Source organism: Hyphobacterium indicum, from assembly GCF_003129605.1.
GTDB lineage: Bacteria > Pseudomonadota > Alphaproteobacteria > Caulobacterales > Maricaulaceae > Hyphobacterium > Hyphobacterium indicum.
Genome location: NZ_QBDX01000004.1, coordinates 937,946 through 954,265, shown reverse-complemented (window position 1 = coordinate 954,265; position 16,320 = coordinate 937,946). Strand labels below are relative to the sequence as shown.

At 59.8% G+C, this 16,320-nt stretch carries 19 protein-coding genes; 18 read left to right on the top strand and 1 reads right to left on the bottom strand.

The annotated features are described in order from the left end of the window. The first annotated feature begins 1 nt into the window (after position 1). From murJ to DBR16_RS12565, 3 genes are read left to right on the top strand one after another with little or no spacing between them, the layout of a single operon-like run. Complete coding sequence (murJ, locus tag DBR16_RS12575; RefSeq protein ID WP_109261577.1) at positions 2–1,564, top strand: murein biosynthesis integral membrane protein MurJ; 1,563 nt, start codon at positions 2–4, stop codon at positions 1,562–1,564. Between the two features lie 41 nt (positions 1,565–1,605). Beyond that, positions 1,606–2,634 carry a tryptophan--tRNA ligase gene (gene trpS / locus DBR16_RS12570; RefSeq protein WP_109261576.1) on the top strand — a complete coding sequence of 343 codons (1,029 nt, stop codon included), beginning with the start codon at positions 1,606–1,608 and terminating at the stop codon, positions 2,632–2,634. Positions 2,635–2,693: 59 nt separating this feature from the next. Then, complete coding sequence (locus tag DBR16_RS12565; RefSeq protein ID WP_109261575.1) at positions 2,694–3,200, top strand: copper chaperone PCu(A)C; 507 nt, start codon at positions 2,694–2,696, stop codon at positions 3,198–3,200. Here the strand turns inward: DBR16_RS12565 and DBR16_RS12560 are convergent. Further along, positions 3,197–3,751, bottom strand: a complete 555-nt coding sequence (locus DBR16_RS12560) for a hypothetical protein (RefSeq protein WP_109261574.1) — start codon at positions 3,749–3,751, stop codon at positions 3,197–3,199. The genes DBR16_RS12565 and DBR16_RS12560 overlap by 4 nt on opposite strands. A 53-nt stretch (positions 3,752–3,804) precedes the next feature. Between DBR16_RS12560 and DBR16_RS12555 the strand changes: the two genes are divergently transcribed. The 15 genes from DBR16_RS12555 to trmB all read left to right on the top strand — a co-directional run bounded on the left by DBR16_RS12555 (position 3,805) and on the right by trmB (position 16,297). Continuing rightward, positions 3,805–4,281: a universal stress protein gene (locus DBR16_RS12555; RefSeq protein WP_109261573.1), complete on the top strand. Its 477-nt coding sequence runs from the start codon at positions 3,805–3,807 to the stop codon at positions 4,279–4,281. A 63-nt stretch (positions 4,282–4,344) separates the two neighbouring features. Then, the gene (locus DBR16_RS14185; RefSeq protein ID WP_109261572.1) at positions 4,345–4,896 is read left to right on the top strand and encodes a NifU family protein; all 552 of its coding nucleotides are present in this window, start codon (positions 4,345–4,347) and stop codon (positions 4,894–4,896) included. Between the two features lie 83 nt (positions 4,897–4,979). Then, positions 4,980–5,597, top strand: a complete 618-nt coding sequence (locus DBR16_RS12545; protein WP_109261571.1) for a malonic semialdehyde reductase — start codon at positions 4,980–4,982, stop codon at positions 5,595–5,597. Positions 5,598–5,607: 10 nt separating this feature from the next. Next, complete coding sequence (gene tsaB / locus DBR16_RS12540; RefSeq protein WP_109261570.1) at positions 5,608–6,273, top strand: tRNA (adenosine(37)-N6)-threonylcarbamoyltransferase complex dimerization subunit type 1 TsaB; 666 nt, start codon at positions 5,608–5,610, stop codon at positions 6,271–6,273. Then, positions 6,270–6,704: a ribosomal protein S18-alanine N-acetyltransferase gene (gene rimI, locus DBR16_RS12535; protein WP_109261569.1), complete on the top strand. Its 435-nt coding sequence runs from the start codon at positions 6,270–6,272 to the stop codon at positions 6,702–6,704. The genes tsaB and rimI overlap by 4 nt, the downstream gene beginning before the upstream one ends. Positions 6,705–6,759: 55 nt before the next feature. Next, positions 6,760–7,182 carry a Fur family transcriptional regulator gene (locus tag DBR16_RS12530; RefSeq protein WP_109261568.1) on the top strand — a complete coding sequence of 141 codons (423 nt, stop codon included), beginning with the start codon at positions 6,760–6,762 and terminating at the stop codon, positions 7,180–7,182. Between the two features lie 30 nt (positions 7,183–7,212). Then, positions 7,213–8,427 carry a TCR/Tet family MFS transporter gene (locus tag DBR16_RS12525; protein ID WP_109261567.1) on the top strand — a complete coding sequence of 405 codons (1,215 nt, stop codon included), beginning with the start codon at positions 7,213–7,215 and terminating at the stop codon, positions 8,425–8,427. A 66-nt stretch (positions 8,428–8,493) separates the two neighbouring features. Further along, positions 8,494–9,864, top strand: coding sequence for a tRNA (N6-isopentenyl adenosine(37)-C2)-methylthiotransferase MiaB (gene miaB, locus DBR16_RS12520; protein ID WP_109261566.1), 1,371 nt, complete (start codon positions 8,494–8,496; stop codon positions 9,862–9,864). Next, on the top strand, positions 9,861–10,865 hold the full coding sequence (locus DBR16_RS12515; protein ID WP_109261565.1) for a PhoH family protein: 1,005 nt from the start codon (positions 9,861–9,863) through the stop codon (positions 10,863–10,865). Before miaB ends, DBR16_RS12515 begins: the two co-directional genes overlap by 4 nt. A 3-nt stretch (positions 10,866–10,868) precedes the next feature. Beyond that, on the top strand, positions 10,869–11,333 hold the full coding sequence (gene ybeY / locus DBR16_RS12510) for an rRNA maturation RNase YbeY (protein WP_109261564.1): 465 nt from the start codon (positions 10,869–10,871) through the stop codon (positions 11,331–11,333). Beyond that, positions 11,330–12,190: a hemolysin family protein gene (locus DBR16_RS12505; protein WP_109261563.1), complete on the top strand. Its 861-nt coding sequence runs from the start codon at positions 11,330–11,332 to the stop codon at positions 12,188–12,190. Before ybeY ends, DBR16_RS12505 begins: the two co-directional genes overlap by 4 nt. Beyond that, positions 12,187–13,809 (top strand): apolipoprotein N-acyltransferase, encoded by a 1,623-nt coding sequence (lnt, locus tag DBR16_RS12500; protein WP_109261562.1) that lies wholly within the window; start codon positions 12,187–12,189, stop codon positions 13,807–13,809. Before DBR16_RS12505 ends, lnt begins: the two co-directional genes overlap by 4 nt. A gap of 104 nt (positions 13,810–13,913) precedes the next feature. Further along, a complete protein-coding gene (locus DBR16_RS12495) occupies positions 13,914–14,336 on the top strand; it encodes a helix-turn-helix domain-containing protein (RefSeq protein WP_109261561.1) in 423 nt (140 codons plus the stop codon). Positions 14,337–14,436: 100 nt separating this feature from the next. Then, positions 14,437–15,603, top strand: a complete 1,167-nt coding sequence (gene metK, locus DBR16_RS12490; RefSeq protein WP_109261560.1) for a methionine adenosyltransferase — start codon at positions 14,437–14,439, stop codon at positions 15,601–15,603. Then, a complete protein-coding gene (trmB, locus tag DBR16_RS12485; protein ID WP_233347829.1) occupies positions 15,596–16,297 on the top strand; it encodes a tRNA (guanosine(46)-N7)-methyltransferase TrmB in 702 nt (233 codons plus the stop codon). The genes metK and trmB overlap by 8 nt, the downstream gene beginning before the upstream one ends. Positions 16,298–16,320: the final 23 nt, after the last annotated feature.

Sequence of the window (16,320 nt, the reverse complement as noted above, 5' to 3'; positions counted from 1 at the left end):
GATGCGATTGCTCCGATCCACTTTCGTTGTTGGCGGGTTTACCGCCATCAGCCGGGTGCTGGGCTTTTTGCGCGAGATATTGCTGGCCGCGGCGCTGGGTACAGGGCCTGTGGCGGAAGCCTTCGTTGTCGCTTTCCGTTTTCCCAACCTGTTTCGCCGTTTTTTTGCCGAGGGCGCATTCAATGCGGCCTATATTCCGCTTTATTCGCGGACGCTGGAAGGCGAAGGCCGGGACGAAGCCAGGCGGTTTGCGCGTGACACACTGTCGGTGATGATCGTGACGCTGTCTGCTCTGACGGTCATGGCGCAGATTTTCATGCCCGTCATCATCCGGGGCATTGCGCCGGGATTTGTCGATGAGCCGGGCCTGTTCGAAATGACGGTGCTTTTTACGCAGATCACCATGCCTTACCTCCTGCTTGTCTCGCTGACCGCAATGATGGGAGGGACGCTGAATGCGCATGACCGGTTCGCATTGTCAGCGGCGGCCCCGATTGCGCTGAATATCGTCATGATCGGCGTGTTACTTGTGGCCCCGCGAAATCCGGAAACCACAGGCCTGTGGATCACGATCGCGGTACCCGTCTCCGGGGTTGTTCAGGCGGTCATGCTCTATTGGGGATGCCGCCGGTCCGGGATCCGGCTGGGCCTGCGCGTGCCGCAGCTGACGCCGAAAGTCCGCCGCCTCATCGTGCTGGGCGTACCGGGCGCGATTGCCGGCGGCGTGACCCAGATCAATATTGTCATCAGTCAGCTGATTGCGACCCTGCAGGATGGCGCTGTTGCGTTGCTGTATTACGCGGACCGGCTGTATCAGCTGCCTCTGGGTGTCATCGGCATCGCGATGGGCGTAGCACTCTTGCCGACCCTTTCCAGACGACTGAAAGCCGGTGATGACCAGGGCGCCATGGATGCGACCAACCGGGCTGTGGAAATTTCAATGGCGCTGACCCTGCCGGCCGCCGCCGCCTTGCTGGTCATGCCGGGCCTTCTGGTTGAGGGCCTGTTTCAGCGCGGCGCGTTCACAGCAGAAGATTCCGAAGCGACAAAACTGGCGGTCCAGGCTTTCGCCCTGGGTCTTCCGGCCTTTGTCCTGATCAAGGTGTTCTCGCCAGGCTTTTTTGCGCGGGAAGACACAATGACGCCGATGAAATTTGCTGCGGTCTCCATGGTGTTGAACATTGTGATCGGGGCAGCAGCTTTCTTCTGGATTCGCGACTTTGCGCCGGATCGTGGCCATGTCGGACTGGCGGCTGCGACCTCGTTTGCCGGCTGGGTGAATGCGGGATTGCTGGCCTTCTTTCTGGCGCGGCGGAGCGGGCTTGATATCGACAAGCGTCTGAAACGCGCCTTGCCCAGATTATTGGTCTCGGCAGTGCTTGCCGGCGGCGTGATGTATGCCCTGACCCTGTACCGGGAACCCATGACCGATCTGTTGATCGGCTCGCGGCTTCTGACCGCTGTCGCTGCATCTGGAATCGGGCTGGTGGCCTATAGCCTTTTTGCCATGCTCTCAGGCGGGTTGCGGATTTCGGAGTTGCGTCACGCTTTCGCGCGTGGCTAAACGCGGGCCTTCCTTTTTGCATCCTGCATTCGAGTGAGATCATGACTGACGCGCAAACCTATTCCGGGCCCCAACGCATCCTCTCGGGCATGCAGCCTACGGGCGGGCTTCATCTGGGAAACTATCTCGGCGCGCTGGTGAACTGGGTAACGCTGCAGGATAGCGGCGCGGAGTGTTTCTATTGCGTAGTGGATATGCACGCCATCACCATGCCGCATGACGCACGAGGTCTGCCGGACAAGGTTCGCCAGGCTGCCGCGGCCTATATCGCATCCGGTGTTGATCCCGAAAAATCCGCGTTGTTTGCACAATCCGCTGTGACGGCGCATGCCGAACTTGCCTGGATATTCCAGTGCGTGGCCCGTCTAGGCTGGCTGGAGCGAATGACGCAATTCAAGGACAAGGCCGGCAAGGACAAGGAGCGTGCCAGCGTGGGTCTTTTTACTTACCCCGTGCTGCAGGCCGCCGACATTCTGGTTTACAAGGCGACCCATGTGCCGGTCGGCGAAGACCAGAAACAGCATCTGGAATTGTCCCGCGATATCGCGGCCCGCTTCATGCGTGACTTTGATTGTGAAGGCTTTTTCCCGCTTCCCGACCCCTATATCCAGGGGGCGGGCACGCGCATCATGTCGCTGAAGGACGGATCGAAGAAGATGTCGAAGTCCGACCCGTCCGACCTCTCCCGCATTAATCTGGCGGATGATGCCGACACAATCGCACGCAAGATCAAGAAGGCCAAAACGGATCCAGAACCGCTTCCCGCCTCTCTGGAAGAGCTGGGTGATCGCCCTGAAGCGCTCAACCTCATCGGCATTTATGCGGCATTGGAAGGTTCGACGAAGGAGAAGGTGATTTCCGAATTCGGCGGACAGGGTTTTGGCGTGTTCAAGCCGAAACTGGCCGAACTGGCGGTCGAACGCCTGTCGCCTGTGGCCAATGAATACGCGCGCCTGATCGCCGACCCCGCAGAAATCGACCTTATTCTGACCCGCGGGGCCGAGCGTGCCCGCGCTGTGGCCGGACCGGTCATCAGGGACGTCAAGGAAATCGTCGGCTATTGGGGATAAACCGCCGCATGGTCAGGGCCGTCCTCTGGCGCTAGTACAGCGGCAAAAGGAGCGCGCCCATGCGATGTTATCTTGCGATTGTCCCGGCCCTGATTCTTGCGGCCTGCGAAGCGCCGGAAAACCGGCCGTCTGCCCCCCCGCTTCCGGAAGTGGAAAGCCCCGTGTCCGTTGCCGGGCAGGAAAGCGTGATCGAAATTCGTGCTGCATGGATGCGGCCCCACCCGGCAGGACGGGATGTCACGGCCGCCTATTTCACTGCCAACCTCGCCGAGGGATTTGAAGACGTATTGCTCTCGGCAAGGATCGACGGGGCGGAACGGGTCGAGCTGCACGGGCACTTCATGACCGGAGATGGCGTCATGCAGATGCGGGAGGTCGGTCCGCAGCGCATCGGAGAAGACGGCCCTCTGATATTCGCGCCGGGTAGTCTGCATCTGATGGTGTTTGGCCTGCCGGCTGTATCCGAAGGCGAGACAGTGAACGGGATGCTGACCTTCCAGAATGCCGGTGCGGTTCCGGTCCGCCTTGCTGTGCAATCCATGCCGCCGGAGCTATCGGCCGATTAGGACAGCATGTCTGCGTAGAGCCTGGGATCATAGGGTTTTTGCGGGCGTGGCCGGAACATCCAGGCCAGATAGAGGCCGATGATGAGCCCTGGCAGGCCGCCAAAACCCACTGGATTTTCATCCAGCAACAGAAAAAGAGCGAAGCCGCCGCCGAGCAGGGCAAGCATCAGGCCGAGGCCCGACATGACAAAGCCGAACCAGAGCGGCTGGCCCTCGATAAAGCGGATTGTCCCGGCATAAGGCAGAAGCGCGCGATGAAGGGCGGTATTGAAATCCCGGAATCCGACCGCACGATTCTCCCATTGGCCGAGGCTTTGCCAGCTGCGGGATCCGAAGACGATGATCGTCCCGTCCGTCGCGGTGATGCGGCAAACGACCTGGCTGTCACGGCCTGCCATTTCGACCCCGAGGCGGACTTCTGTAATGTCGTCAAACGCAATGGCGCGCTTCAGCGTCCCCTGCTCGCTCACGGAAATCCGCTTGGATTCCAGTGCTATGAGCTGTTCCTTCGCGGTGGCATTACGCCGATCTGAATAACTGGTTCCGGTCATGGGGCGCATTCCTATCTGGACGAATGGCGCGTGTCAGGCCAAATCTATGCATTATGAGCGAACACCGCCGTAAATTTCTGGTCGTGGCTGATCAGAGCGAAGAGTGCCGCACCGCGCTCTATTTCGCTGCCAAGCGGGCGCAGGCCACAGAGTGCGGCCTGATCCTTCTGGCCGTTATCGAACCGTCCAATTTCGATCACTGGATCGGAGTCTCCGAAACCATGCGGCGTGAGGCCGAGGAGGAAGCCACCGAATTGCTGGACGCGCTGGCTGAGGATGCGGAAGCCGTTTTGGGCGAACGTCCGGAACTGGTCTTGCGGGAAGACGAGTTGCGGTCCGCGATGGCTGATCTGATCGAGGAAGATTCCACGATTTCCATTCTGGTGCTGGGAGCTGCCGAGACGGGAGAGGGTCCCGGGCCACTGGTCACCGCGCTGGCCCGCGGCCGTGGACTGACCGGTGCGCGGCCGATTCCTGTAACGGTTGTGCCGGGTGGTTTGTCGCGCGAAGCGATTGATGCCCTCACATAATGAAGGGTTGCAGGCGGCGCCCAGAAGCGCCATGTGGGAGCTGGCAGACAGGACGGACTCCTCATGTTTATCCAGACGGAAGACACTCCCAATCCGAACACGATGAAATTCCTGCCCGGCCGCGAGATCGCGCCCGAGTCTCCAAGGGAATTTGCAACTCCGGAAGAGGCTGAAGCGTCCTTGCTCGCACGCGAACTGTTTGCGGTGGATGGTGTGACCGGTGTCTTTTGCGGCGCGGACTATGTCTCTGTTTCCAAGGATGAAACCGTGGGCTGGCCGCATATAAAACCGGCGCTTCTGGGCACGATCATGGATGTGCTCCAGTCCGGTGCGGCGCTGTTTGATGCGGATGGGGGCGAGGCGGATTTCGAGCCCGACAGCGGTCCCGCGAAAGAGATCAAGGAGATCATCGACACACGGGTCCGCCCCGCGGTCGCCCGCGATGGCGGGGATATCATCTTCAAGGGCTTTGACGAGCAGACCGGTATTGTCGCGCTGGTGATGCGTGGAGCCTGTGCGGGCTGTCCGTCATCAACCATGACCTTGAAGTCCGGTATCGAGAATCTTCTGAAGCATTATGTGCCGGAAGTCCGCGAGGTTGTCGCGGTCGGATAATCTCTTTTTCCGATTCTGACCTTAATAGAGCCCTGATCGCGCCTTACGTGACTGATTGTCACGAATAATACACAGGTGCTCTCATGCTCGACCAGAATATTTCAGATTATGACGCGCTTTCTGACGCGGCGCTGGATCAGCTTTTCCGCGAGGCGCGCACCCATTATGCCTGGACGGACAAGGCCATCCCGGACGAGACGCTGCATGCGCTCTATGATCTGGTGAAAATGGGCCCGACCAGCATGAATAATTCACCGGCGCGTTTTGTCTTTCTCACCTCTGGTGCCGCCAAGGCCCGGCTGAAACCGCACCTGATGGACGGAAATGTCGAGAAAACCATGACCGCGCCGGTGACCGTCATTGTCGCCTGGGACAAGACTTTCTACGAAAAAATGCCGCAGCTTTTCCCGCACTCGGACGGTGCGCGCGACATGATGAAGAATACCGCCCAATCCAATGGTTATCGCAATGGCACGCTTCAGGGCGCGTATCTGATCCTTGCGGCGAGAGCGCTGGGCCTGGATGTCGGGCCAATGTCCGGATTCTCGATCGAGGGCGTCGACAAGGAATTTTTTGCCAGAGACAAGGGACGCGAAAACTGGACGGCCAATTTTCTGGTCAATCTTGGCTACGGCTCGGGTGAAAAAATCTTCCCCCGCCTGCCGCGACTTTCATTCGACGAGGCCGCCGCAATCCTCTAAACGCCGCAGCATGAATTTGCTGGCGATCGATACAACGGGTCCGGCCTGCTCCGTCGCGCTTCGCGTGCCGGGGCGGGCCGATATCGTTTGCTCTGAGAGCATGCCCCGCGGCCAGGCTGAACGGCTCGCGCCCATGGTGTCCGAGGTGCTGGCGGAGGCGGGACTGGCACCCCGGCAGATTGGCCGGATTGGCGTCACGACCGGGCCGGGCAGTTTTGCCGGCACCCGGGTCGGTGTTGCCTTTGCGCGCGGACTGGCATTGGCGACGGGTGCGGAATGTGTCGGTATTTCGAACTTCCGGGCCTGGGTGAAGGCTTCTGACCCCAATGACGGTTATCCGGTGATTGCTGCGCATGATGCAAAGCGCGGCGAGGTCGTTTTGCAAAAATTTGAATGCGGCCGACCTGCCGGCCCGCGCCAAACCCTGCCGGTCGAAGGGTTCAGGAAATATGTGAAGGATGCGATGCAATCCGGCGATCCAATGTTTGCACTCTCGCTTGTTGGCAGTGCCGCTGCGCTTGCCGCCGAAGGGGGGTCGCCCGGCGCGACGGCTGCTGTTGATATGGGCGCTGTGCTGGACCTGGCTTGTCAGGCGGAAGGGCCCTTCGATCCGCCCCGCCCCTTCTATGCGCGACCGCCGGATGCGAAGCTTCCGGGCGGACAGACGATCCCGTGACGGTCTCACGGATACTCAAAGCCGACTGTGGAAAGCTCTCAGCGCTGCATGCCCGCGCCTTTCCCAAAGGCTGGACGGCGGCGGAAATCGCGCGTTTGATTGCCGAACCCGGCATGGTGGCGCTCGCATCGAACGCCCCGGATCCCGACGGATTCATTCTGGTGCGGGTCGTGATGGATGAGGCTGAAATCCTGACGCTGGCCACAGACCCCGAGCATCGCCGCACGGGCATCGGACGAGCGCTCCTGATGTCCGCTCTGTCGGAGATCAGGCTATCCGGAGCCAAGCGCGTTTTTCTGGAGGTCTCAAGATCAAACATGGCCGCTTATCGACTCTACATCTCGGCGGGATTTTATGAAGCTGGTCTGAGAAAGGCATATTATTCGGATGGAACTGATGCACTGGTCATGGAAAAAACACTCGGTGAATAGACGGATCGCTGCGACCGGCTTATGTCAGTAGTGAGGCACTTTCAGGGGAATATCCATGCCAGACCGGATCGAAAAACTCTGCATTGAAAAAGGCCTTCGGATGACAGACCAGCGCCGCGTGATTGCGCGCATCCTGTCTGATGCGGAAGACCACCCGGACGCCGAAGAGCTTCATCGCCGCGCCGCGGCCGAGGATGACCGGATTTCACTGGCGACGGTATACCGGACCGTTCGCCTGTTCGAGGAAGCCGGAATTATCGAGCGCCATGACTTCCGTGATGGCCGCGCCCGCTATGAAGAAGCCAGTGATGATCACCATGATCATCTGATTGATCTGCGATCGGGTGAAGTCATCGAATTTGTCAATGAGGAGATCGAGCGTTTGCAGGAGGCCGTTGCCCGGAAGCTCGGTTACCGCCTCGTGGACCACCGGCTCGAGCTTTATGCGGTTCCCCTGAGCCCTGAAGAACGCGAGTAGACGGCGAACCGGGCCGTGACGGTTTCACGGATGCCCGGCCGGAACGCGCTGGCCTTTATCTTCATCACGGTTCTGATTGACATGATCGGGCTCGGGATCATTATTCCCGTATTGCCGCAACTGATCATGGACCTGACGGGGCTTCCGCTGCCGCGGGCGGCCCTGTGGGGCGGTGCGCTGGCGACGCTCTATGCCTTTATGCAATTTGTATTCGCCCCGATCGTCGGCAATCTGTCGGACCGGTTCGGCCGCCGCCCGGTGTTATTGTTATCGCTGGCGGGTTTCTCGCTCGATTACCTGATCATGGGCCTGGCCCCGGTGATGTGGGTCCTGTTTGCCGGGCGGGCATTGTCCGGTGTGTTTGGTGCCACCTATACGACCGCCGGTGCGTTCATTGCCGACATCTCTCCACCGGACAAGCGCGGGGCCAATTTCGGGCTGATCGGTGCGGCTTTCGGGCTCGGCTTCATCATCGGCCCGGTCATTGGCGGACTATTGGGCAATTTCGACCATCGCTGGCCCTTCTTTGCGGCTGCTGCGCTGGGGTTTGTCAATCTCGTCTACGGGGCGATTGTCCTGCCGGAGACGCTGGCGGAAGAAAACCGCCGGCCTTTCCGATTGTTCAGCGCCAGCCTGGTCAATACCCTTCTGCAAATGCGCCATTATCCCATCGTTTTTGGCCTGCTGGGCGCGCTTGCCCTGTTTCACCTCGGCCATACGGCGCTACCGGCGGTCTGGGCATATTACGGCATTGAGCGGTATGGCTGGTCGGCTCTGCAGGTCGGAATATCGCTCGGCGTGGTCGGTTTCTCGGCCGCCGCTGTGCAGGGGTTTCTGGCACGCAAGGCGATCCCGGCTCTGGGCGCAAAACGCGCGGCCATCACGGGATTTGCCATCGCGGCGGCGGCCTATTGGGGCTATGCGCTCGCACCCAATACAGTGGTGATGTATGTCATCATCGTGCTCGGGGCTCTGGCCGGGATCGGTGGCCCGGCCCTGCAGGGCATCATGTCCAATCAGGTGCCCGCCAATATGCAGGGGGCATTGTCCGGGGCGACAACTAGCCTGGCTTCGCTGATGACGGTTTTCGGGCCGGGCCTGATGACCTTCATCTTCTATATGTTTTCAAACCGCGAAGCGGCGGTTTATTTTCCGGGCGCTCCCTTTGCGCTTGCAGGCGTGCTGACGCTTCTGGCCGTGATCATCATTGCGCGGGTGATCGGCCGCAACGTGGTGACCGCCTAGGCAGGGCTTGCGATTCCGTGCGCTTTCCATCATAACCCGCGCCTCTTTCGCAATGACAGGTAACCCATGGCGCAGCAGCGCAAGAAGCTCTTCATCAAGACCTATGGCTGTCAGATGAATGTCTATGACAGCGAACGCATGCGCGATGTGCTTGCGCCGCTGGGCTATGAGCCATCGGACAGGCCTGATGATGCCGATCTGGTGATCCTGAACACCTGCCATATTCGCGAGAAGGCCGCGGAAAAAGTCTATTCCGAGCTCGGCCGTCTGCGGCCACACAAGGAAGCCAAGGCCGGGACCGGTGATCCGATGACGATTGCGGTTGCAGGGTGCGTGGCCCAGGCCGAGGGCGAGGAAATCATGCGTCGTGCTCCGGTGGTGGATCTGGTCGTCGGCCCTCAGACCTATCACAAATTGCCCGAGCTGATTGCGCAGACCCATCGTGCGCGCGGCGAAAGGCTGGAGACCGAGTTCGAACCGGTGGCGAAGTTTGATGCGCTGGCCGGTGACCGGGCGGTTGATGGATACACGGCGTTCCTGACGGTTCAGGAAGGGTGTGACAAATTCTGCACTTTCTGCGTTGTGCCCTATACGCGCGGCGCCGAATGGTCGCGCCCTGTCGACCAGATCGTTGCCGAGGCCAGGATGCTGGTGTCAAAAGGTGTGCGGGAAATCACGCTTCTGGGTCAGAATGTGAACGCATTTCATGGCGCGCCGCCTGCCGGACACGAGGCGGACGGGCCGTGGGGGCTGGGCCGGTTATTGCGGCATTTGTCACTGATCGGCGGGCTCGACCGGATTCGCTATACGACGTCCCACCCCAATGACATGGATGACGAGCTGATTGCCGCGCATGGCGATCTGGAATGCCTGATGCCGTATCTGCATCTTCCGGTTCAGTCCGGATCGGACAAGATCCTCCACGCCATGAATCGCAAGCACACATTTGAAAGCTATGTGCGGGTGATCGAGAAAGTGCGCGCGGCACGTCCGGATATTGCCATTTCCGGTGATTTCATCGTCGGATTCCCGGGCGAGACGGAAACCGATTTCGAAGCCACGCTGCAGGGCGTGAAAGCGATCAATTATGCCTCGGCGTTCTCATTCAAATATTCCCGCCGGCCCGGAACGCCGGGTGCCTCCATGCCGATGCAGGTCGATGAGGCGGTGGCCAGCGAGCGCCTCGCCCGGCTCCAGGCCGTGCTGGAGGAACAGCAAGGCGAATTCAACCGGTCGCAGATCGGCAAGCGCCTGCCGGTCCTGTTCGAGAAGGCCGGCCGCCTTCCTGGGCAGCTGCATGGCCGTTCACCCTATCTGCAATCGGTGCATTGCGAGGGGCCTTCCGGGCTAATCGGACAGATCGCCGAAGTCACGATTACGGATGCCAGCCGGAATTCTCTGACCGGCTTCCTCGATGCAAAGGTGGATGCCGCTTGACCGCCTCCCGTTCGAAGACGTCCCGCTCCGCAAAGCCCCGCAAGGATCCCGTCGAAACCCTGCATTTCGATGATCGCGACCGCGTGCGCCTCCTGGCCGGCGCTGGCGACCGTCATCTCATCATGATCGAAGAGGAAATCGGTGTGCGGCTGGCCGCGCCGGGTGGCGGCCAGATCCAGATTTCGGGCGCGGATCCCAAAACCCGGCTGGAAGCCAAACGGATTATCAACCGGCTCTATACACGCCTTGAACAGCAGATGACGTGTGACGAGGCAGATGTACGATCGGTGCTGACGCTGGATGACAGCGAGGCTGCGATGGCGGATTCCACAGTCATCCGGGTTCCCCGCGGTGCCAGCTTCATGGCGCGTACGCCGCGGCAGGGTGATTATATCCGGGCGCTGAATGATCCCAAAAGCAGCGATCTGATTTTCGGCGTGGGACCAGCCGGGACGGGGAAAACGCTGTTGGCGGTCGCTTATGGCGCTGCGCAACTGGCCTTGAAATCGGTGGACCGTTTGATCATCACCCGGCCGGCTGTCGAAGCTGGTGAAAAGCTCGGATTTCTGCCCGGCGATCTGGCCGAGAAAGTCGATCCCTATCTATTGCCGGTGTGGGATGCGCTGACAGACGCGCTGGGGCGGGTGCAAATGGAGAAATTCCGCGAAGACAAGCGGATCGAGGTTGCCCCCCTGGCATTCATGCGCGGCCGGACCCTGAACCGGGCAATCGTGATCGTGGATGAGGCGCAGAATGCGACTCGCGCGCAGATGCGTATGGTGCTGACCCGGCTGGGTGAAGGCTCGCGCATGATCGTGACCGGGGATCCTACCCAGACAGATCTGGACAGCCGCCAGCCCTCCGGTCTGCCGGAAGCTCTGGACATTCTGGATGGTGACCCGGCGGTTCGTATTATCCGTTTCGAGCGGAAAGATGTTGTCAGGCACAACCTGGTCGGACGGATCGTGGATGCCTATGAACGCCGGGATGCGGCCCGATAGATCATGCAAGTGCCGTTTGACCTGATAGTGGAAACAGAGGGCTGGCCACCGGAAGACACGCTGAAGGATCTCTGTGATGCGGCGATAGCCGCAGCCGCAAGGGAGTCGGGCGGTCTCCCGGCGAAATCCTTCTGCCTTCTTTTTACGGATGACGCCGCCTTGAAAGATTTGAATTTCCGGTTCCGGGACCAGGCAAAGCCCACCAATGTATTATCCTTCCCCGCAGCGCCGGGTGACGAAGATCATCTCGGCGACATTGCGCTGGGACAGGAAACAGTCTTTCGCGAGGCGCAAGAAACGTCTATTCCGATAGAGCACCATATTGCGCATCTGGTCGTGCATGGTTTCCTGCATCTTCAGGGCTATGATCACCAGACGGAGGCGGAAGCAGAGCAGATGGAATCCATTGAGCGCAAAGCGCTCCAACACATGAAAATTGCCGATCCCTATGCGGGAGATCAGCCATGAGCGGCGACGTAAACAGTCGAAGTTGGCGGGCGCGCCTGGCGCGCATTCTGGGCCGGGCGGGTGGTGAAATTCCGGCGGAGGCCGACCGGAACGGCTTTGCCGCCAATGTTCTTATGTTCGATCAGATGCAGGTGGCGGATGTCATGGTGCCGCGTGCCGATATTGTCGGCATCGAGGTCAACACACCGCTGGGTGAGTTGATTCCGGCCTTTTCGGAAGCAGCGCATTCGCGGCTGCCGATATACCGTGAAACGCTGGATGATCCGCTCGGCGTGGCACACATCAAGGATGTGATGGCGCAGCTGGTGCCGGTTGTGTCTGACCCCGGCCAGAGCTGGGCTGACCGCCGGATATTGAAAGACATCCGCCGGCCGCTTCTGTTTGCTCCGCCATCCATGCGGGCGATTGATCTGCTTTTGCGGATGCAGGCGAGGCGCATGCACCTGGCGCTGGTTGTCGATGAATACGGCGGTACAGACGGGCTGGTCACGCTGGAGGACCTGCTCGAGCCGATCGTTGGCGATATCGAAGATGAGCATGATGATGAGGCGACGCCGGGCATTGTTGCCAAGGGCACAGGCGTCTGGGTTGCTGATGCCCGCGCGACCATTGAGGAATTGGAGCAGATTACCGGCTATTCCATTCTCGACGAGGGTGAGGACGATGACATCGACACGCTCGGTGGCCTGGTGTTCATGGTGGCCGGACGGATTCCGGAGCGCGGGGAGATGATTTTCCACCCGGCCGGCCTTGAATTTGAAGTGTTGGATGCCGATCCGCGCCGCATCAAACGCTTGAGAGTCCGTAAGCGGACACGTCGTGCAGGCGGGGACGAAAACGCCTGGGAGCCCGCATGATTGCCATAGCCCGCGGCCGGGACTTCCTCAATCATCTGACCCCGGACCGGCTCCGTAACGGGCTCATGACCCTGCCACCGGAAAAGGCGTGGATTGTGCTTGCCGCGCTGGGACTGTTTTCCGGCCTGTCGGCGTCTCCAATCTATTTCTTTCCGGCACTGATCATAGGTCAGACCGGGCTCATCTGGCTTCTGGATGTGTCTGTCGATGCTGAAAAGCCGGGCCGGTCCGGTTTCTGGCGTGCCTTTCTGTTTGCCTGGGCCTATCTCGGGATCGGTGTTTTCTGGGTTGCATTTGCATTCTGGAACCGGGGCGGGGCCTATGTCTTCTTCGGGCCGCTGGTGGCGATTGGAGGCGGGGCGTTTCTTGCGGCATTCTGGGGACTGGCTGGTGCGCTCTATACCAAGCTGAAGCTCCGTGGCCCTGTCCGTGTCCTGGCGTTTGCCGTGGTTATTCTGGCGGCGGAGGCGGCGAAAGGACTGCCATTCACCCAGTTTCCCTGGAATCTTCCAGCCCATGTTTTCCCCGCGGGCGGGGCGGTTTCACAATCTGCCGCGTGGTTCGGCGCCTGGGGTCTCAGCTTCATTGCCCTGCTCGTGTTTTCCAGCCCCGCGGCACTGGCCGGGCAAGGGTCGGAGACACAGAAACGGCTTCCGGTATTGATCAGCCTCCTGGTGCTGGCTGCGCTTTATGCCGGCGGGACGCAACGGCTTGGTCAGGCTGATGTCCGGTACCAGCCGGACCTGACCTTCCGTCTCGTCAATGTCGATGTCGACCAACGGGACAAGTGGGCTCCGGGAGGTGAGGCTCCTGTCCGCACCCGGTATCTTGAATTGACGGCCTCTGAAGGTATTGACGATGTCACCCATGTGATCTGGCCGGAAGGTGCCCTGCCCTTGTTTCTTATCGAGGACAGCGTCTCGATTGCGGCGCTCACGGAAATCCTGACGCAGGGGCAGACGCTACTGGCCGGAACACCGCGGCGGGAGCGGACTGCCAGCGATGAGTATCGCTACTATAACTCGCTGGTTTCCATGACATTTTCCGAGGAACGCCCGCGCGTGACGGGGCTCTATGACAAGGTGCTCCTGGTGCCCTTCGGCGAGTATGTTCCGCTGGGAAATCTCATTTCATCTTTTGGAGTTAGGCCGCTCCAGGAGCTGGTCGCCGGATATTCACCGGGGCCGGAGTTCACAACGCTGGAGAATGCGGATGCCCCGGCCTTCTTTCCCATGATTTGCTACGAAGCGGTCTTCTCGGGAATTGTTCCGGGCGGAGCGGGCCGGCCGGACTGGATTCTCAATATCTCGAATGATGCATGGTTCGGCCCTACTGCAGGGCCGAGACAACATCTGAACATTACCCGTTACCGGGCAATCGAAAATGGCTTGCCGATCATCCGGTCGGCCTCCCGCGGGTTTTCCGGCGTGATTGACCCCTATGGGCGCATGCCGGCCCGGATTGACCGGAGATATGACGGCATCACAGATGTCGCGCTTCCGCTGGCAGCAGCGCCGACCACCTACCAGATTACTTCCGGTTTATTGTTCTGGGTCCTGTACATCTTAAGTATATTCATTGTTTCTGCGATTGTAATTCAGCGGCAATTTCAGAAATAGAAATTCACAGGAAAGTCTGTAATTATGGCTAGTCTTACAAAAAATTTAGGTTACTTGATGGGGATAGGGACCTGTCACATACTCTTCATAACCGGGGGATGGCTATGAAACGAAATCCGCGCGAAGCGAATCAAATTGATGCGCATGTCGGCTCTCGTGTCCGTTTGCGACGCCAATTGATGAAAATGAGCCAGGAAAAGCTTGGCGACGAGCTTGGCGTGACGTTTCAGCAAGTACAGAAATACGAGCGCGGGGCCAACCGCATCGGTGCCAGCCGGCTCTACAGTCTGGCCAATGTGCTGGATGTCCCGGTAAATTTCTTCTTTGATGGGTTGACGGGTGTGGCGGCTGGCGGCGTTGCCGAGACCGAACAAAGTCCGATCGTCTATGATTTCATCCAGAGCTCTGACGGGGTGGCGTTGGCCGAAGCGTTTTCCCGGATCAAAACGCCGAAAGTGCGCCGCCGGGTGCTGGAACTGGTCCGGTCTCTGGCCGATGAAGACGAAGCCGAAAACGGCAGCGACTGATATTTCTGCTAAAATCCGCTGACATTTGGTTGCCAGCGGGGCTGGAAGCGCGTAATCGGCTCATCATATAAAGATATCCTTATATGAAAGGCGGAGCGCTGTGAGCCGGAAATCCTACATCTTCACTTCCGAGAGTGTGTCCGAGGGACATCCTGACAAGGTCTGTGACCGCATTTCAGATGCCGTAGTGGACCTTTATCTAGGCCGCGATCCGGAAGCGCGCGTTGCTTGTGAAACGCTGACGACAACCAACCGCATCGTTCTGGCCGGGGAGGTCCGTTCGTCCAATCCGGTGCATGCGGACGAGATCGAAGGCGTCGCCCGCGCTGCGGTGCGTGATATCGGCTATGAACAGGATGGGTTTCACTGGCGCACAGCCGAGTTTTCCAATTACCTGCATGAACAATCCAGCGATATTGCCATGGGCGTTGATGCTTCGGGCAACAAGGATGAGGGGGCCGGCGACCAGGGCATCATGTTCGGTTATGCAACCGATGAGACACCCGAGCTTATGCCGGCGCCGATCCTGTATTCTCATAAAATCCTGAAGGAAATGGCACGTCAGCGCAAAAACGGCGAGCGCCCCGAATTCGAACCCGATGCCAAGTCCCAGGTTACGCTGCGGTATGAAAACGGCCAGCCTGTCGGCGTGACATCGGTTGTTGTGTCCACGCAGCATCAGGATGGTTTCACACCTGCTGATATTCGCGAGCTGGTTCGGCCGATCGTTGCCGGCGTGCTCCCCGACGGCTGGTTTCCGGCGGAAGACGAGTTTTACGTCAACCCGACCGGTAATTTCGTCATTGGCGGACCGGATGGGGATGCGGGCCTGACCGGTCGCAAGATTATCGTCGATACCTATGGCGGCGCAGCCCCCCACGGCGGGGGTGCCTTTTCCGGTAAGGACCCGACAAAGGTCGATCGCTCGGCAGCCTATGCCTGCCGCTGGCTGGCCAAGAATGTTGTCGCGGCGGGGCTGGCAAAAAAATGCACGATCCAGGTCTCCTATGCCATTGGTGTTTCCAAGCCGCTCTCGCTCTATGTGGATTTCCACGGTTCCGGGCAGGTGGACGAAACCCGTGTGGAAGAGGCGCTGATGCAGATGGCCAACCTCTCGCCACGCGGTATTCGCGAACGCCTCGGCCTGTCACGCCCGATCTATGCCCGCACCGCCGCTTATGGCCATTTCGGCCGCGGCGCTGACGATGATGGCGGTTTTTCCTGGGAAAAGCTTGATCTTGTCGACGAGCTCAAATCGATTGCCTGAAGACAAGCGTCTCCGGACATTCGGGCGGACCAAATCACGCACCCTGTCGGACCGGCAGCAGGGGCTTGTGGATGATTTGCTACCGCAAATCGCCATTCCGGCCGCCGGGCCGGTGGAGCCTGCGAAGCTGATTCCAGGCAAATCTGCCCATGTGCTCGAGATCGGATTTGGCGGCGGTGAACATCTGACCGGGCAGGCCGCCCGGCACGCAGATGCCGGATATCTGGGTGTTGAGCCCTTCATCAATGGTGTCGCCAAGGCGCTGACGCAGATTGACGCGGCCGGATTGGATAATGTCCGTCTGTATGAAGGCGATGCGCGTGATGTGATGGAGCGCATGCCGGACCAGTGTCTGGACCGGATATATCTGCTCTTCCCGGACCCATGGCCCAAGGCGCGCCATGCCAAGCGGCGTTTCGTGCAGGACGAGACTGCGGCTGAATTTGTGCGGCTGTTAAAGCCGGGCGGAAGCCTGCGTGTGGCCACAGATGTCAAAGCTTATGCCAATCACGCGCTCTCGATTTTAAGGCGCACATCCGGGCTGGAATGGCAGGCCACGCAGGCATCTGACTGGCGCCACCCGCCGCAAGATCATCTGACAACCCGTTATGAAACCAAGAATCTCGGCGATTGTGCGCCGGTGTTTTTTGATTTCTTGCGGGTGTGTCCATGTTCTTGCGCTTTGGGCGCTTAGCGCGTATATCCCCTCCCACACGT